At 34.9% G+C, this 16153-nt stretch carries 20 protein-coding genes; 11 read left to right on the top strand and 9 right to left on the bottom strand.

The window, feature by feature from the left end:
* The first annotated feature begins 38 nt into the window (after positions 1-38).
* Both dapA and M0Q24_RS06475 read left to right on the top strand, forming a co-directional pair.
* Positions 39-932, top strand: a complete 894-nt coding sequence (dapA, locus tag M0Q24_RS06480; RefSeq protein ID WP_295048624.1) for a 4-hydroxy-tetrahydrodipicolinate synthase — start codon at positions 39-41, stop codon at positions 930-932.
* A gap of 90 nt (positions 933-1022) precedes the next feature.
* Positions 1023-1790: an enoyl-ACP reductase gene (locus M0Q24_RS06475; protein WP_295048652.1), complete on the top strand. Its 768-nt coding sequence runs from the start codon at positions 1023-1025 to the stop codon at positions 1788-1790.
* A gap of 43 nt (positions 1791-1833) precedes the next feature.
* Here the strand turns inward: M0Q24_RS06475 and M0Q24_RS06470 are convergent, their stop codons facing one another.
* Positions 1834-2118 (bottom strand): c-type cytochrome, encoded by a 285-nt coding sequence (locus tag M0Q24_RS06470; protein ID WP_295048623.1) that lies wholly within the window; start codon positions 2116-2118, stop codon positions 1834-1836.
* A 291-nt stretch (positions 2119-2409) separates the two neighbouring features.
* Between M0Q24_RS06470 and M0Q24_RS06465 the strand changes: the two genes are divergently transcribed.
* The 4 genes from M0Q24_RS06465 (at position 2410) to M0Q24_RS06450 (ending at position 5777) form a co-directional block, all read left to right on the top strand.
* Positions 2410-3315, top strand: a complete 906-nt coding sequence (locus tag M0Q24_RS06465) for a protoglobin domain-containing protein (protein ID WP_295048621.1) — start codon at positions 2410-2412, stop codon at positions 3313-3315.
* An 82-nt stretch (positions 3316-3397) separates the two neighbouring features.
* Entirely contained in the window at positions 3398-3952 is a 555-nt protein-coding gene (gene pgsA / locus M0Q24_RS06460; protein ID WP_295048619.1) for a CDP-diacylglycerol--glycerol-3-phosphate 3-phosphatidyltransferase, read from the top strand.
* Positions 3949-5001 carry an RIP metalloprotease RseP gene (gene rseP / locus M0Q24_RS06455; RefSeq protein WP_295048617.1) on the top strand — a complete coding sequence of 351 codons (1053 nt, stop codon included), beginning with the start codon at positions 3949-3951 and terminating at the stop codon, positions 4999-5001. Before pgsA ends, rseP begins: the two co-directional genes overlap by 4 nt.
* Positions 5002-5102: 101 nt before the next feature.
* Complete coding sequence (locus M0Q24_RS06450; protein ID WP_295048615.1) at positions 5103-5777, top strand: YggS family pyridoxal phosphate-dependent enzyme; 675 nt, start codon at positions 5103-5105, stop codon at positions 5775-5777.
* Positions 5778-5827: 50 nt separating this feature from the next.
* On the opposite strand, the gene M0Q24_RS06445 is transcribed toward M0Q24_RS06450, so the two are convergent.
* On the bottom strand, positions 5828-6211 hold the full coding sequence (locus tag M0Q24_RS06445) for a cytochrome C (RefSeq protein ID WP_295048614.1): 384 nt from the start codon (positions 6209-6211) through the stop codon (positions 5828-5830).
* 166 nt (positions 6212-6377) lie between these two features.
* On the opposite strand from M0Q24_RS06445, the gene M0Q24_RS06440 reads away from it, so the two are divergent.
* Entirely contained in the window at positions 6378-6761 is a 384-nt protein-coding gene (locus M0Q24_RS06440; RefSeq protein ID WP_295048612.1) for a DUF6858 family protein, read from the top strand.
* 20 nt (positions 6762-6781) lie between these two features.
* On the opposite strand, the gene M0Q24_RS06435 is transcribed toward M0Q24_RS06440, so the two are convergent.
* From M0Q24_RS06435 to M0Q24_RS06420, 4 genes are read right to left on the bottom strand one after another with little or no spacing between them, the layout of a single operon-like run.
* Positions 6782-7723 (bottom strand): HAMP domain-containing sensor histidine kinase, encoded by a 942-nt coding sequence (locus M0Q24_RS06435; RefSeq protein WP_295048610.1) that lies wholly within the window; start codon positions 7721-7723, stop codon positions 6782-6784.
* Complete coding sequence (locus tag M0Q24_RS06430) at positions 7701-8843, bottom strand: FIST N-terminal domain-containing protein (RefSeq protein WP_295048608.1); 1143 nt, start codon at positions 8841-8843, stop codon at positions 7701-7703. Before M0Q24_RS06430 ends, M0Q24_RS06435 begins: the two co-directional genes overlap by 23 nt.
* A gap of 6 nt (positions 8844-8849) precedes the next feature.
* On the bottom strand, positions 8850-9503 hold the full coding sequence (locus M0Q24_RS06425; RefSeq protein WP_295048606.1) for a tRNA-uridine aminocarboxypropyltransferase: 654 nt from the start codon (positions 9501-9503) through the stop codon (positions 8850-8852).
* The gene (locus M0Q24_RS06420) at positions 9500-10102 is read right to left on the bottom strand and encodes a hypothetical protein (RefSeq protein ID WP_295048604.1); all 603 of its coding nucleotides are present in this window, start codon (positions 10100-10102) and stop codon (positions 9500-9502) included. Before M0Q24_RS06420 ends, M0Q24_RS06425 begins: the two co-directional genes overlap by 4 nt.
* Positions 10103-10216: 114 nt before the next feature.
* On the opposite strand from M0Q24_RS06420, the gene M0Q24_RS06415 reads away from it, so the two are divergent.
* Positions 10217-11452, top strand: a complete 1236-nt coding sequence (locus M0Q24_RS06415) for an NAD(P)/FAD-dependent oxidoreductase (RefSeq protein WP_295048602.1) — start codon at positions 10217-10219, stop codon at positions 11450-11452.
* Between the two features lie 14 nt (positions 11453-11466).
* Here the strand turns inward: M0Q24_RS06415 and M0Q24_RS06410 are convergent, their stop codons facing one another.
* From M0Q24_RS06410 to M0Q24_RS06400, 3 genes are all read right to left on the bottom strand, one after another.
* Positions 11467-11661 carry a hypothetical protein gene (locus M0Q24_RS06410; RefSeq protein ID WP_295048600.1) on the bottom strand — a complete coding sequence of 65 codons (195 nt, stop codon included), beginning with the start codon at positions 11659-11661 and terminating at the stop codon, positions 11467-11469.
* 93 nt (positions 11662-11754) lie between these two features.
* Positions 11755-12306 carry a thiamine phosphate synthase gene (locus M0Q24_RS06405; RefSeq protein WP_295048598.1) on the bottom strand — a complete coding sequence of 184 codons (552 nt, stop codon included), beginning with the start codon at positions 12304-12306 and terminating at the stop codon, positions 11755-11757.
* Positions 12303-12728 carry a hypothetical protein gene (locus tag M0Q24_RS06400; protein WP_295048596.1) on the bottom strand — a complete coding sequence of 142 codons (426 nt, stop codon included), beginning with the start codon at positions 12726-12728 and terminating at the stop codon, positions 12303-12305. Before M0Q24_RS06400 ends, M0Q24_RS06405 begins: the two co-directional genes overlap by 4 nt.
* Positions 12729-12855: 127 nt before the next feature.
* Here M0Q24_RS06400 and M0Q24_RS06395 point away from each other — a divergent pair, with 127 nt between their 5' ends.
* The 3 genes from M0Q24_RS06395 (at position 12856) to M0Q24_RS06385 (ending at position 16090) form a co-directional block, all read left to right on the top strand.
* A complete protein-coding gene (locus M0Q24_RS06395; protein WP_295048650.1) occupies positions 12856-14952 on the top strand; it encodes a ribonucleoside triphosphate reductase in 2097 nt (698 codons plus the stop codon).
* Between the two features lie 321 nt (positions 14953-15273).
* The gene (gene nrdD, locus M0Q24_RS06390) at positions 15274-15426 is read left to right on the top strand and encodes an anaerobic ribonucleoside-triphosphate reductase (RefSeq protein WP_295048594.1); all 153 of its coding nucleotides are present in this window, start codon (positions 15274-15276) and stop codon (positions 15424-15426) included.
* Positions 15389-16090: an anaerobic ribonucleoside-triphosphate reductase activating protein gene (locus M0Q24_RS06385; RefSeq protein ID WP_295048592.1), complete on the top strand. Its 702-nt coding sequence runs from the start codon at positions 15389-15391 to the stop codon at positions 16088-16090. Before nrdD ends, M0Q24_RS06385 begins: the two co-directional genes overlap by 38 nt.
* Positions 16091-16153: the final 63 nt, after the last annotated feature.

Here is a 16153-nt window from a genome sequence, read left to right as displayed (position 1 = left end):
TTAAACCATTGCAAGATTTTACACTAAAAGGTCAACAAATGAATATAGTAACTGGTTCTTCAACAGCGTTAATAACCCCATTTAAAAATGGAAAGCTCGATGAGCAAGCTTATGCGACACTTATAAAAAGACAAATCAACAATGGTATGGATGCAGTTTGTCCTGTTGGGACTACTGGTGAGAGTGCTACTCTTACTTACGAAGAAGATATAAGATGTATGGAAATCGCGGTAGAAGTTTGCAGAGGAACTAAAACTAGAGTTCTCGCTGGTGCTGGTAGTAACTCTACTGCTGAGGCTATAAAGACTGCACAAAGAGCAAGAGATTGTGGTGTAGATGCTATTTTTTCAGTAAGTCCATACTATAATAAACCATCTCAAGAGGGAATTTTTCAACACTACAAAGCGATTGCAGATAGCGTTAGTGAAGTGCCTTTTATGCTCTACAATGTACCAGGGAGAACTGGTGTTGATATAGATGCAGACACTACAATCCGCCTCTTTAATGAGTGTAAGAATATTTACGGTGTAAAAGAAGCGAGTGGAAGTTTAGAGAGAACTGTTGAACTTATGTCTCGTTGTCCTGAACTTAAAGTGTTTTCAGGTGATGATGCTATTGACTACCCAATTCTTGCAAGTGGTGGAGCTGGTATAACCTCTGTAACATCAAACTTAATGCCAGATCTAAAGAGTGAACTAGTAAGACTCGCACTTAGTGGCGACTTTGCAGGTGCAAGAGAGATCAATGAAAGACTATACCCACTAAACAAAGTTATGTTTTGCGAATCAAACCCTGTTCCTATAAAAGCGGCTATGTATATAGCTGGACTTATAGAGACTCTTGAGTATAGACTTCCACTAGTCGCTCCAAGTCTAGAGAATATGAAAAAAATAGAAAAAGTCATGAAAAACTATGACATCAAAGGACTTTAGAATGCATAAAGATAGTTTTCTTGCCAACGGCAAAGCTTTAGTGAGAGGAATTTTTACAGAATTCACTTCTGTAAAAAGGAGAACAATATGATGAAGGGAAAGACTCTTTTTATAAGTGGTGGAACTCGTGGAATTGGAAAAGCTATAGTTTACGCTTTTGCTGCAAAAGGTTGTGATGTTGCTTTTACTTACGCTTCAAGTGCTGATACTGCAAATGAAATTATCGCAGATCTTGAGTCAAAGTATGGAATTAAATCTCGTGCTTATAAGCTAGATATCTTAGAGCCACTTACTTATAAAGATGTATATAAAGAGTTTGACGAAGACTTTGAGAGACTTGACTACTTTATCTCAAACGCTATCATCTCTGGTCGTGCTGTTGTTGGTGGTTTTGCTCCATTTATGAGACTTAAACCAAAAGGTCTTGGTAATATCTACACAGCTACCGTGGAAGCATTTGTTGTTGGTGCTCAAGAAGCAGCTAAGAGAATGGAAAAAACAGGCGGTGGAAGTATCATCTCTATGAGTTCTACAGGAAACCTAGTTTATACTCCAAACTATGCTGGTCATGGAACAAATAAAGCTGCAGTTGAGACAATGGTTCGTTATGCTGCAGCTGAGCTTGGTGAGAAAAACATTCGTGTAAATGCGGTCAGTGGTGGTCCAATTGACACAGACGCTCTAAAAGCATTTCCAAACTATGAAGAGGTAAAAGCTGAAGTAGTAAGACGCTCACCACTTAGTCGTATGGGCGATGCAACAGATCTAACAGGTGCTTGTCTTTTTCTATGTGAGAATGCTTCATCGTGGTTAACAGGTCAAACTATAGTTATAGATGGCGGAACTTCTTTTCAATAAACCACATAAAACTTCCACCTAAGTAAGGTGGAAGCTCTTCAAATTATTTACCTATTTTCTCAGCAATTTCATTAATATCTGCTTCTGAAAGATTTTTTGAATGTTCTACCATCATACCTTTCATAGCTCCACCATATGTGCCATCTTGATAACCCTTCATCGATGCTACGATCTCTGCTTTAGTCATATCTTTTATAACTTTACTTTTGTTAACAAGTGCAGCTTTTTCGCCATCTTTACCATGACAAATTACACATTTCTGATACACATCAGCCATTGCAAATGATCCTAAACCTAAAATAGCTACTAATACGATTGATTTTTTCATAAATCCTCCTGTTATTTATGTGTATTATATTCTAAATAAGCTTTATGATATACATATTACCTTTTTAAAATGAATACTAATTCACTACCCTCTGCTGTTTATTAAGTTAGCATTGAATATACAAATGTATAATGTTAATAGTTATAAAATAATTAACTTCAAAAGAGAAGAGATATGCAAAAAATATGTTTGCAAAAAAGAGTTATAGTATAAATAGATCAAATATTGCTTATCAACTCACTCCTATGAAATATCACTAAATAGAAAAATAAATCACTAAAGGATAGTTAGATGCAAGAGTATATAGACTTAAAAGCGCACTATAGATTTACAGAAGAAGAAGCTAGGCTTTTAAAGCAACTTCAACCAAGGATGGAAGTTTTAGCAGATGAGTTTATAGATGGCTTTTATGACTATATCTGGGGCTTTGGAAAGACTGCACAGTTTTTAAAGAACAAAGATATTATCGCAAATCATCGCAAAAAAATAAAAGAGTGGTTTGTAAATCTCTTTTGTGGCAAATATGAAATGACTTACTTTATGTATATTTACAGCATTGGAGAGATTCATGTTCGTATCGGTCTTCCAACTCACTATGTAAACTCTGCTTTTACTTTTGTAAGAACCTTTATACTTCAAAGCATAGAAGATAACTTTGAGAACAAAAAACTTCATGTAAGTGAGATAAAAGCGGTTGAGAAGATTTTAGATATGAACCTAGATGTGTTGACTAGTTCATACAGAGAAGAAGAGCTTAGCAAGTTTTTATCTCTCTCAAAGTTTGAAAAAACAATCCTCTCAGGACTTAAAAATTTTAACTCATATATAAACTTCTTTTTAGCGGGAGCTTTAGCTCTTGTTGCTTTTTTTGCCATTGGACTCTTTGTTTATGATATATATCTTCTGTTTTTCTCAGACATCGGGATAGAAAAAGGGATACTCACAGTACTCGGAAGTTTGCTTGTTCTTTGGGCTGCAATCGAGCTTATTCACGAAGAGATAAACCATCTCCAAGGAAAAGGTTTTGCCATAGGTGCTTTTATCATGCTCGCCATGGCTGCACTTATTAGAAAAATTCTTATCTACTCTCTGTCATCTGAGAAGTCTGATGAACTCTTAACTATCGGTGCTGTTATAGTCGGATTAGCCATAGCGTACTGGCTTGTTGGAGCTAAAAAGAGGACTACTATAGTTTAAAAAATAACTTGTAAAAAATCTTTGAGCCATAATTTAGCAAAAAAAAGTTAAAATCGCACTACTATAATTTTAAGGACTTTTTTTGCTAAACCTACCTAACGCCCTTGCCTCTCTTAGGATTCTTTTAGCTCCTTTGATGTTTTGGGTTATTTTAAATCCTGAACTTTTTACAGATAACGGTTTTCATATCACATGGAACTACTACTTTGCATCTCTTTTATTTGTTTTAGCATCTGCTACCGATTTTTTTGATGGTTATATCGCTCGTGAGTGGGATCAGATGACAATGCTTGGTGGTATCTTAGATCCACTAGCTGATAAGATGCTGACACTTGCTGCATTTTTGGGGCTTATGATGATAGGTGAAGCATCTGCTTGGGCTATTTACATCATTATAGTTCGTGAGCTTTTTATTACTGGTATCAGAACTGTAGCAGTCAGTGAAGGTGTTGATGTTAAAGCTTCATGGGCTGGAAAAGTAAAAACAGTAGCACAGATGATAGCTATTGGGTTTTTACTTATGCACTGGCCATTTGGTAATGCCCTACTTTGGATAGCTGTAGCACTTACACTCTACTCTGGATTTGAATATCTTTGGGGCTTTAGAAAAGCTCTACTAGGGAGTGAATTATCATGAGTATCTTAGTCTCTCTTTTAGTCCTATCTGCACTTATCTTTTTTCATGAACTAGGTCACTATGGGGCGGCAAGACTTATGGGGGTCTCAGTTGAAGTCTTTAGCATCGGTTTTGGCAAGAGAATGCTTACCTTTAAAAAGTGGCAGACAGAGTGGAGCATCTCAGCCATTCCACTTGGTGGATATGTCCGAATGAAGGGTCAAGATGACTCAGATCCTAGTAAAAAAAGTTATGATGCAGATAGTTACAATGTAAAGACTCCAACTCAAAAGATTTTTATTCTAGTAGCTGGTCCTCTTGCTAACTTCGTTTTAGCTTTTTTTCTCTACTTTTTCATAGCTCTTGGCGGTCCAAACATACTCTCGCCTGTTATTGGTGAAGTTGTAAAAGATTCTCCTGCACAAGTTGCTGGGCTTAAAACAAACGATACGATTAAGTCTATAGACGGTGTAGAAATAACTACTTGGAAAGAGATGGCTGGCATCATAGAAAAATCTCAAGGCTCTTTAAATGTTGAGATTTTAAGAGATGGTTTTATAGAGTTTAAAACTCTAATTCCTAGCATCAAAGAATCTACAAATATGTTTAATGAAGTAGTTCAAAAGAAGATGATAGGCATAGCAAGTGCAGGAGTTTCACACAAACTTGAACTCTCAGCTAAAGAAACTCTTAGCTACGCAACCGAGCAAACTATTTTTGCATCTACTCTTATCTTTACAGGGCTTAAAAAGTTAATAGTTGGAGAAGTCCCTGCAAAAGAGCTAGGCGGTGTGATAAGCATAGTAAAACTAACTTCAGATGCAACAGATGCAGGCTGGATGAGTGTACTCTTTTTTGCAGCACTAATCTCTGTAAATCTAGGAGTTTTAAATCTCCTCCCAATCCCAGCACTAGATGGCGGACACATTATGTTTAACCTCTACGAACTCATCTTTAGAAGAGAGGCAAGTGAAGGAGTCTTAATCAAACTAACCATAGCTGGATGGGTAGTCCTCTTCTCTCTTATGGGCTTAGGTCTTTATAATGATATCAATAGATTGATGGGTTGATAAATCTTAAGCAAAAATTATAAATATATAATCTTTTTTAGATAAAATCATATTTACAAAATATTCAAAAATAATTGATTTTTTATTGCAAGAGGACATATATGACACAAGAAGAGTACAAGATATATATAGATGATATTGTTAGAAGAGTTGAGAGTGCTAGGCTTAAAGTTAGTGACTATCATATAGTTAAGATCGTAGCTATTAGCAAGTACTCTACATCTGCTGATATAGAGAAGCTTTATGGTATTGGTCAAAGAGCTTTTGGAGAGAACAAGGTTCAAGACTTAAAAGCAAAGTCTAATGAACTTGAAGAGTTACCTCTAGAGTGGCACTTTGTAGGAAATCTACAAAAAAACAAGATAAATAACTTACTAGATATTAACCCTGCTCTCTTTCATGGACTCGATAGCCTAGATCTAGCTTATGAGCTACAAAAAAAGCTCGAATTAAAAGATATGACATTAGATACACTTTTACAGATAAACTCTGCTAGAGAGGACTCTAAACATGGTTTTATGCCAGAAGATGCAAGCGATGCTTATGCAAAGATAAAAAAAGAGTGTCCAAATATAAATCTAAAAGGTGTTATGAGCATTGGTGCACATACTCAAGACAGAGATATTATAAAAAAGAGTTTTAAGACAACCTATGAGATCTACAAATCTCTTAACGAGGCTACTATTTGTTCTATGGGAATGAGTGGGGATTTTGAGTTAGCGATAGAATGTGGGTCAAATATGATAAGACTTGGTTCTATCATGTTTAATAAGTAGTATATAACTATAAGCTCAAAGCTTAAAGTTATATTACATAGATAGTTAGACTACCAACCTCTAACTATTCTATGACATGAAATACAGTCAGCTATAATTCCACCATATGCTTTAGTAGCATCTGTATAACTCTCTTTTTCTATAGCCTCTTTTAGTGTTTTTAAGTGCTCTGATAGGTTGTTACTAATATTTTTAGTAACTTGAACTTTGTTATTGTGTTTTATAAACACAGAAACATCAACTTCAGAAAAAATAGCATTTGCATTCTCTAAAACAACAATCCCAGCTTTTACATCTTCTCTCTTACTATATAAAAATCCATTTTGAATTTGATTCATACCTTGTGTCATTAAACTCATTGTAGAATTTATAGTTGTTTCACTAGCTAATCCAAGAACTGAGCTTAAGATTAGTGCCATTACGATTTTTTTCATATAGATCTCCATGATTAAATTTATTATTTTATAATATCCTTTTTATATTTAAAGACTTATAAAGTAGTCTTATAATTTATGCTATTTTTTATAAAAGCCATTTACAAGAATTTAATGTTATTTTTGTTATTATTATCATAATCTAATATTATTTAAAAGGTAAAAAATGACAAAAACTCTACTTATGGATAAATATCCTATCTACTCACTAGAATTAAAAAAGAATGAGATAAAACAAAAGAGTGTAGATGAGATTATAAAATATTTTGTACAAATGATTGAGCAACATCCTATAGCTACAAACATCGCTGTTTTTGACCACTTTACACACACTAAAAGTATAGGCGGAGAGATAGATGAAAGTATTTTAGATGCTCAAAATGTCATCTTTTGTTTTGGTGCAGCAATTGCTAACTCTAAAATATTGGCGGTTAGACCTAGAAGTATTGGTATTGTAGAGTTTAAAGATAGTTTCGCTTTAGAATTTATGGAAGCTCCAAATCCAAAGCTTCAAGAGACGATGCTTGAGTGGGTTATGAAGTTAAAATAGTTAAAAGAAATTTTGTTTATTTAATAAGGGAGCACTATCTTAAAGACTGCTCCTTCTTCATCATTACTTACCTTTAACTCACCATTACAATGTTCTTCAATGATAATTTTACTCATATAAAGACCTAGTCCGGTTCCACTCCTTTTCATCTTTGTAGAGAAGTATGGATCAAAAATATTTTCTAAGTTTTCTTTAGAAATCCCACCCCCATTATCGCTTATCTCTAAAATTCTTTTATTATTTTCTCTATATGTTTTTATCTTTATTTGTGGATTTTTTACACTATTTTCAACTAAAGCATCTTCTGCATTTTTGATTAGATTGATGATAACATGCTTTAGTTCATTTGAGTATACATCAAACTCACTTCTACACTTTAAGTCTTTGATAATTTTAATTTTTTTTGCGTCTATTGACTCACCTATGATACTAAGAACTACTTTTACTTCATCACAAAAGTTAGTCTTTTGAGTCTCTTTGTTTGGTCTAAAAAAGTTTCTAAAATCATCTATAGTATCGCTTAAATGCTGTGAATAAGCAGCTATTTTATTGGTTGATTTTATTAGTTTATCTTTATCAAATTTACCAAGCATAAGATCAAACTCTATGGCTGCTGTTGTAACACTTATCATATTTAAGGGTTGACGCCACTGATGGGCTATCATGCTTATCATCTCACCCATTTGAGCTAGGCGAGACTGTTGAAACATAAGTTTATTTTTTTTATCAACCTCTTTATGTGCTTTTTCTAAATCATCTACAACTTCTCGCATCTCTTGTGATGCAATATCGAGTGAGCGCTCTATAATGCGGCGAGTATCACTATGATCTTTATAAGATTGTTCTACATACTTTAAAAGATTATCAAACTTCTCCTTATCAAGCGACTCAAAAGAACTTATCCCAGCCTTTTTAAGCTGTCTGCATAGTAGTTTATCTTCACACATAGTTTTCTTCTTCATATAGTAGCATCAGTGTCATAGACTGGTTATGAAAGTCACAACCACCCTCTGATATATTTGATATCTCTCCATAGGAGTAAAATCCTACAAGCGATACATTCTCTCCTAAAATATCTTTAACTACCTCTATCTCATCTTCTGCTTCTTGCTTTAAAACTATCTTTCTTGCTACGCAGTTTATTGCTACACATAAGGCTTTTTGTCTTCCATCATAACTAAACATCAGAGACTCAGCAACCTCTTGTGCACCGCCAATAAGATCATCTAAGTTGGCTTTTGCAAAGGTTACAATGCTTCCCTCTGGGATGCTAGCTGCAAGTGTTATAGAGTTTTTTTCTTCATCTATAGCTTTTATGGCTCTAAGTGTTGGCGTTTTACTACCCTCTTCTAGTAGCATCAGTGGAAAGTAGAGTCCAGATGCGGGGAGCTCATCTGCGTAAGGGCCTAAGTATCTTTTGTAAAGTTCTAGGGCTGGCTTGTTATCTATAGAGTAGAGAATGTTTTTCTCTGAAGATGTCACTCTTCTATCTAGTCCAAATCTTGACCATCCACATCTGCAGCCAGATCCAACCCTTAAAGCTTTACCATATAAGCCAACTGCAACTATCTGTTTTCTCATAAGTTTTGAGCCTAACAAAATCCAAATCTTGTTAAACTCAACTCCATCCCCAGCTAGTCCTCCAGTTATAACACACTCTTGTGGAGCATTAAAAGAGAGACCTTTTGTTAGTTCTGAACCATTAACATTTACAACACTACTTAGTACAAAAATGCACTTTAAATGATCACCATTTATTTCCTCTACTATCTTTTTTCCAACTTCAAAAGAGTTTTCTTCACTTATCTCTTTTAGTAAAACTTTGAATCTACTCTTAGAAAACTTCACAACACTTACACTTAGTGAATCATGAAAGATCTCGCTGTCATATATCTCTCCTGAGCTTGAAGTACCGACAATAGTTGACATTGGAAAGCTCTCTACAATATCATCAATACCATCTTTAACATTTAAGATATTTATACTTCCAAACATAATAATGAGAGTGTTTAAAGAGTCTAGAGTGGAGTCAAGCTCTTTGTTCCACACTCCATCTTCAAAAAGATATGTCTCTATTTGCATCTACTCTTATCTCTCTTTCTTTCTCTTAAACCTCACAGCATTGCTAAGAGGATTAGATATTATTTTTTGTTGATACTCTATCATCTTTTTAAAAGGGTTTAAAAACTCTTCAAAGTCGCTACTACTCATCTCTTCTTTGTTATGTTTAGCAAGTAGCTCTAAAACAGATAAAACAGACTCTATAGTCGATAAACAGTAGTCTGAGGGCTGCTTTTTTATCTCAAAACGAGATAGCTTTACTGCATCAAAACTCATATGTTTTAAAGCTTGTAAATTTTTTGATTCTCTTAACATTTTAAGAGAGCAACTCCATGTAGAATCTATAACAAATATCGCCATATCTTTTTGTGACTCTGGAACTTTTTTTGTTAGATTTATCGCATCTTTTGATGGATATAAGATATAACTATCATAAGTCTCTATAATCTCATTAACTCGCCTGTGTTCACTAAAGTCCACATCTACAAACAACTCAGAGTTTTTTAGGGATAAATGAGTTAAATGTCCTGTTCCATTTTTTACTTTTTTAAACTCTTTTGGATGCATAAGTATAACAAATTTTGTTTTAGTCTGTGTTATGCAAACTTCATTACACATACATGAGCTTACTGGTCGGTAACATTTGTAACACTTCTCACGGTTGACATTAGAGACTTTCACTTTGAGTTTAAAGCTCTATTAGGGATAATAAGTGGTGTAAAAAAAACTATTTCGTCACTCCAATTGCTATTTATTGGATCTGAGTGAGTAAAAGTTATAGCATCATACTTTAACTCTTTGATTTTTGAACTCCCTTTAAGTGCGTTTGCAATTTGTAAAAATTCAGCATTTGAGAATCCATATGCAAATGTGTAGTTCTGAGAGGAACTAGCTTGGATAATGACATTTAGATATGAAGCACCTTTTAACTCTATTTGAACAAGTGAGAGGTTGTTGTTTTCATAAACACTCTCATATTTTTTTGAGTCATCAAAAATATACATCACAGTGTATACTCCACCAAAGTTAAACTCAAAGTTCAGATTTGTCTTAGCGATTTCATAAAAAATAGTTCTGCCATTTTCATCTTGAAGTTTGTATCTGCTCACATATAGATCTTTAAAGTTTAAAAGTTCTGAGTTTACAATTTTATTAGATAAAAGTAACTCGCTTGTGTTGTACTTTAGTGTGAGCTCTTTTTCACTGTTTAGACTCAAAGAGCTTGTAAAACATCCACTAAAAGTAAAAAGAGCCAAAAGACTCAAAATAAAACTTCTCATAACTAACCTTTAAAATAAAAAGAGATTGTAGCATTTGTTCTTAACTATATGCGACTAATATCTTGATTTATTATACAATTAGCTTTTTTAAAACTTGAGTTAAAAGGCTTTGCTTTGATAAAACACTATGATCTTATTGTTATTGGTGCTGGTGCTGCTGGGATGATTGCAGCTATTAGAGCCTCACGAGATAACAAAAGAGTTTTACTCTTAGAAAAACTCTCAAAAGTCGGAGCAAAGCTCAAAGCAACTGGTGGAGGTAGATGCAACCTTACAAACACACAAGAAGCACAAGAATTTATGTCAAAGTTTGGTCGAGATGGTCGTTTTATGCAAGACGCACTAAGGGTATTTGATCACAAAAAACTTATGGAGTTTTTTAAAGATATTGGAGTTCGGACTCACGCACCAGATGGATTTAGAGTCTTTCCAACTTCTCACAGCTCTAGCACTATCATCTCAAGCCTAATAGAAGAGATGCAAAGACTCGGAGTTGAGATCTTATGCTCACAAAAAGTTACAAAACTACAAAGCTCTGATGGAATTATTTGTGGAGTTGAGACCTCATCGCATAGTTTTAAGACTTCAAATGTCATTTTAGCAACAGGTGGAATGGGTTATCCAATGCTTGGAGCAACTGGTGATGGCTACTCCCTTGCATCAGATCTTGGTCACACATATTCAGATCTCTATCCTGCTATGATGCCACTCCACACAAAAGAGAGTTGGGTTAAAAATTGTCGTGCTGATACCATTGCAAAAGTAGAACTTAGAGTTGATATGAAAAAGTATAAAAAACTAAAAGCAAAAGGCGATCTTATCTTTACAAACACAGGGATTAGAGGTCCCGTTGTTCTAGACTTTGCAAGAGAGATAACACCACTTATAAGTAAGTATAAAGAAGTTCCCATATTGGCAAATCTCACAAAAGGGATGAATGAAGACGAGATCTTAAAACACATAAAAGATGAAGCCAGTAAGGATCCAGATTTAAGTGTGTTACAAATAGTAAAAACCCTACTTCCAGATCCCTTATCTCGTGAGATTTGTCTTCTTGCGTCTATAAAAGAAGATGCAAAACTAAAAGAGATCTCGGGAAAACAAAAAGAAAAGCTTATACAGACTCTAGCATCTACACCATTAACAGTTATTGGTCACGATGGATTTGAGAGAGCGATGATAACAAGGGGTGGGATTAGTTTAAAAGAGATAGATCCAAAAAGTATGCAGAGTAAGCTTGTGAAAGGATTATATTTTTGCGGAGAAGTTATGAATCTTGATGGTCCATGTGGAGGATATAACCTCCAATGGTCTTTTGCTAGTGGTTATCTAGCAGGGAATCTTTCTTGAGAGAGTTTATTAAACTATTTTTTAAGAATTTTTTTTACGATTTTCTTAGCTTCTTTTTTGTCAGCTGGTTTTTTCTTAGCTACACTTTTAGCAACCGATTTAGCAACTGATTTTGCATCTTTTTTCTTAATAGTTTCTTTCTTTACTGCTTTCTCAGTCGCCTTAGCAACAACTTTTTTTACATCTTTTTTTGATAATTCTTTAGCCATTTCTGACTCCTTTTATTTGTTTTGCTCAAAAACAAGTCACTTTTGAGCCTTCTAATCATTATATCAACTAATAGTTACTTTATGATTAAAGTACTAGTAAAAGTAGCGGATAGATGCAAAACCATAGGCTTTTGTCTCTTTTATTAGATCTATCTGTTTTTGACTTACAATTCCACCAAGAGCAAAGACTTTTATCTTACACAGATCTAAAAGCTTCTTTAGAACTTCTATCCCTTTTGGCTCTCCCTTATTTGGAGATGCAAAAATTGGACTATATGTAACCATATCAGCCCCTTTTTTCTGGGCATCTAAGATCTCCTCTATTGTATGCGTGCTTATAATAACTTCAAGTCCTAACTCTTTTGCAAACTCGATCTCTTCATTTTGAGTTGAAGTTAAGTGAACTCCAGTTGCACCTAGTTTTTTTGCTAGTTTTGGATCTCGGTGAATAAAGCTCTTTATATTTTCAAACTGCCCACAAACCTCAACAAAATGTGCAGCTTGAATCTCATAGTTTGGATTTGTTTTGTCTCTATAGAGTGCTAGATCTGGCAGGTGTTTTACAAACTGCTCATGCAAAATAGTTCTAAATATAGCTGGAGTATCTGTATAGAACTCTATTGAAGTTATAAGGTACTTTTTCATCTTGTTAGTGGATTTACGAACTGGGCTGTTTTAACTCTTTGCCCTGTTATAGATCTCTCTTTTACTCCATCTACATGAAAAGCCAAACGGTTTAAAAGGTAGAGTGCATCAGTGCTGTATTTTGCTTGTGACTCTTTTATAAACTCTTGTAAAAACTCTAGCTGCTTGTCTTCGTCTTCTATCTCTATGCTTTTTATAATCTCTACTATCTCATCATACTCATCGCCACATGAACTTAAGAAGTCATAAGAGAGATCTATACTCTTCATAGTATCGAGTGCATATGAGAAATTAAAGTGATTGTAGAGCATACAACCTACAAAGTACTCAATATCTGAGTCTTCAAACTCACTATATTGTCTATCTTCATCACTAAAATGCTTGTGCCAAATATCTAATATCTTTTGTGTTTTTTCTTTCATAGGTGAATTATACCCAAGCAGAGGCAAAGAGAGCTTTTAGTGACACAAAAGTGACAGATTTCCTTATGAGTGTTTAACTCATCTTCAACTAAACTTCTCCTCACAAATGCAAAGGAGAGTTATGGCGATGGTAGAGACAATTTTAAAAAGAGATGGTACTCAAGCGGAATTTTTATCTTTCAAGATTGAAGATGCTATCAAAAAAGCTTTTAAGAGCGAAAGAGTTATTTACGACAGTTCTATATTTTTCAATGTTCTTGACAGACTAAAGAGTAAAAGAGCTGTAGCGGTTGAAGATATTCAAGACACTATTGAAAAAGAGCTATACAAAGCTAGATACTTTGAGGTTATGCGTTCATTCATTCTTTATAGACATATGCACAAGATGCAAAGAGATGCACTTTTAGATGAAGATACTACTTATATAAACTCAACCCAAACCATAGAAGAGTATATCAACAAGAGTGACTGGCGTATAAAAGCTAACTCAAATACAGGTTACTCAAATGCTGGGCTTGTAAACAACACTGCGGGTAAAGTCATAGCAAACTATTGGCTAGATAAGATCTACTCTAAAGAAGAGGGATATGCTCATCGTAATGGAGATTATCACATCCACGATCTAGACTGTTTGACTGGTTATTGTGCTGGTTGGAGTTTAAGAGTTCTGCTTGATGAGGGATTTAATGGAGTTCGCGGAAGAGTTGAGAGCGATGCACCTAAGCATTTTCGTGAAGCACTAGGACAGATGGCAAACTTTCTTGGCATACTTCAAAGTGAGTGGGCTGGTGCTCAAGCGTTTTCATCGTTTGACACTTACTTAGCTCCATATGTATTTCGTGACAAACTTCCATACAAAGAGATTAAAAAAGCAGTTAGAAGTTTTATCTACAACCTAAATGTTCCAGCTCGTTGGGGTCAGTCACCTTTTACAAATGTAACTATTGATTGGACAGTGCCTGAAGATCTAAAAGATCAAACTCCAACTTCAAAACAGTTGCATCTATTTAAAAACCTTTTAGATAGCGAACTTGAAGCTGAGGCAAAAAAAAGAGGTTGTAATGCACTTGATGAGATGACATATAAGTACTTTCAACCAGAGATGAACCAGATCAACAAAGCTTACTATGAGATCATGACTGAGGGCGACAAAACAGGACAACCTTTTACATTTCCGATCCCAACTGTAAACATTACAGAAGATTTTGACTGGTATGGAGAAAACACGGACATTCTTTTTGAAAACACTGCGAAGATCGGATCTTCATACTTTCAAAACTTCATAGGCTCTCAGTATAAAAGAGATGAAGATGGTAACTTAGTAGAAAATGAAGAGGCTTACAAACCAGGTCATGTTAGAAGTATGTGTTGTAGGCTCCAACTAGATCTAAGAGAGCTACTAAAGCGAGGTGGCGGTCTTTTTGGAAGTGCTGAGATGACTGGAAGTATTGGTGTTGTTACACTTAATATGGCTAGACTTGGCTTTTTATACAAAGGCGATGAAGAGTCCCTTATAGCTAGAATAGATGAGCTAATGATCCACGCTAAGAGTACGCTAGAGAAGAAGAGAGTTTTTATCCAAGAGATGTATGATAGAGGACTTTTCCCTTACACTAAGAGATATCTGCCAGGTTTTAAAAACCACTTCTCAACCATAGGAGTAAATGGTATAAATGAGATGATAAGAAACTTTACATCTGATGCTTATGATGTTAGTGATGAGCGAGGCATAGAGTTTGCAACAAAACTACTAAACCATATGAGAGATAAAATGGTAGAGTTTCAAGAAGAGTCAGGCAATCTCTACAACCTTGAAGCTACTCCTGCTGAGGGCACTACTTATAGATTTGCAAAAGAAGATAAGAAGAGATATGGTGACTCAATCATTCAAGCTGGAATGGGTGATAATATCTACTATACAAACTCATCTCAAATCCCAGTAGATCTAACAGACGATCCATTTGAAGCACTTACACTTCAAGATGACTTGCAGTGTAAATATACAGGCGGAACAGTTCTGCATCTATATATGCAAGAGAGAATCAGTTCTACTGAGGCGTGCAGAAAATTAGTTAAAAATGTCATCTCAAACTTTAGACTACCATACATCACGGTAACTCCACTCTTCTCAGTATGTCCAAAACATGGATATATCGCAGGAGAGCACGAGTTTTGTCCAAAATGTGATGATGAGTTGCTACTAGAGGAACTTGAGGTTTCGTAAAGTCGGATCTAGTATGCATTGCATCTCAAAAGAGATGAAACTAAAAATAATCCACTCCCTCGGAAGCGAGGCGTTGTAAACAAAACGAGAGAGCGACAAGTTGCGAGGGCTTCGAGCCGAGGGAATCCAAGCGATAGAGTAGCCAAAGAGACTTGTTCCTTTTACGACAAATAAGATAAAAAACTCTGATGCAAAAGCATCAAGCTTTAGTGCCATAGCGGCTAGCGAAAGTAAAAGGGACTTGTTCCTTTTACGACAAATAAGATGAAGGTTCCCTTCATTTTATTTTATGAAATAAAATCAAATGAAGGAAATAAGATTATGAGTAAAAATGAAGCATTAGCGTTATTAGTTGAGAAGAGACAGAAGTGTATAGTATATACAAGAGTTATGGGTTACCATAGACCAGTAGAGAGTTTCAATGTAGGAAAAGCAGGTGAGCACAAACAAAGAAAGCAATTCACTGAACACTAGAGCTGTATATGATATAACAAAGTTCACACATCTTGACTATCCAGATCATTTAGCCTGCATCGTTTGGCTAAGTGGTTGCAACATGAGATGCGACTATTGTTATAACAAAGATATTGTTTTTGCAAAAGAGGGAAGCCACACATTTGTGGATGTACTAGAGTTTTTAAAGAGTCGTGTAGGTCTACTTGAAGCTGTGGTTCTCTCTGGCGGAGAAGCAACTATGCATGACTTAGAAGAGTTCTGTATTGCCATAAAGGATCTTGGTTTTAAAATAAAACTAGACACAAATGGCACAGACTATAAGCAAATAAAAAAACTCATAGATCTAGGTCTACTGGACTTTGTTGCACTTGATTATAAAGCTCCAAAAGAGAAATTTACGCAAATCACACACTCAAACAAGTACGAAGAGTTTTCTAAAACACTTGATCTTCTTTTAGATAGAGATTTTGACTTTGAAGCTAGAACAACACTTCATAGCGACCTTTTAAGCGAAGATGATATAAACAACATCATACAAGACTTAAAAAGAAGAGGTTATAAAAACAACTACTACATTCAAAGTTTTTTAGATACCGAAACAAACATCGCAAACCTTCAAGCTCCAACTACAACTTTTGACAAATCACAACTCTTAGATGAGTTAAATATCATCTGGCGTTAATCCATATCAAGCTTTTTATATTAGTTATTAGATAAAATGAAGACACATTATCTTATGGAGTAG

The organism is Sulfurimonas sp. (genome assembly GCF_023228785.1).
Lineage (GTDB): Bacteria > Campylobacterota > Campylobacteria > Campylobacterales > Sulfurimonadaceae > Sulfurimonas.
This window is presented reverse-complemented; position numbering and strand designations above follow the sequence as displayed.

Coding starts and splice junctions, on each gene's coding strand:
- M0Q24_RS06450 (WP_295048615.1), top strand. CDS start 5,103: ATGACACAAGAAGAGTACAAGATATATATAGATGATATTGTTAGAAGA.
- M0Q24_RS06420 (WP_295048604.1), bottom strand. CDS start 10,102: ATGAGAAGTTTTATTTTGAGTCTTTTGGCTCTTTTTACTTTTAGTGGA.
- M0Q24_RS06400 (WP_295048596.1), bottom strand. CDS start 12,728: ATGAAAGAAAAAACACAAAAGATATTAGATATTTGGCACAAGCATTTT.
- dapA (WP_295048624.1), top strand. CDS start 39: ATGAATATAGTAACTGGTTCTTCAACAGCGTTAATAACCCCATTTAAA.
- M0Q24_RS06470 (WP_295048623.1), bottom strand. CDS start 2,118: ATGAAAAAATCAATCGTATTAGTAGCTATTTTAGGTTTAGGATCATTT.
- M0Q24_RS06445 (WP_295048614.1), bottom strand. CDS start 6,211: ATGAAAAAAATCGTAATGGCACTAATCTTAAGCTCAGTTCTTGGATTA.
- M0Q24_RS06430 (WP_295048608.1), bottom strand. CDS start 8,843: ATGCAAATAGAGACATATCTTTTTGAAGATGGAGTGTGGAACAAAGAG.
- nrdD (WP_295048594.1), top strand. CDS start 15,274: ATGAGTAAAAATGAAGCATTAGCGTTATTAGTTGAGAAGAGACAGAAG.
- M0Q24_RS06410 (WP_295048600.1), bottom strand. CDS start 11,661: ATGGCTAAAGAATTATCAAAAAAAGATGTAAAAAAAGTTGTTGCTAAG.
- M0Q24_RS06475 (WP_295048652.1), top strand. CDS start 1,023: ATGAAGGGAAAGACTCTTTTTATAAGTGGTGGAACTCGTGGAATTGGA.
- rseP (WP_295048617.1), top strand. CDS start 3,949: ATGAGTATCTTAGTCTCTCTTTTAGTCCTATCTGCACTTATCTTTTTT.
- M0Q24_RS06395 (WP_295048650.1), top strand. CDS start 12,856: ATGGTAGAGACAATTTTAAAAAGAGATGGTACTCAAGCGGAATTTTTA.
- M0Q24_RS06465 (WP_295048621.1), top strand. CDS start 2,410: ATGCAAGAGTATATAGACTTAAAAGCGCACTATAGATTTACAGAAGAA.
- M0Q24_RS06405 (WP_295048598.1), bottom strand. CDS start 12,306: ATGAAAAAGTACCTTATAACTTCAATAGAGTTCTATACAGATACTCCA.
- M0Q24_RS06440 (WP_295048612.1), top strand. CDS start 6,378: ATGACAAAAACTCTACTTATGGATAAATATCCTATCTACTCACTAGAA.
- M0Q24_RS06435 (WP_295048610.1), bottom strand. CDS start 7,723: ATGAAGAAGAAAACTATGTGTGAAGATAAACTACTATGCAGACAGCTT.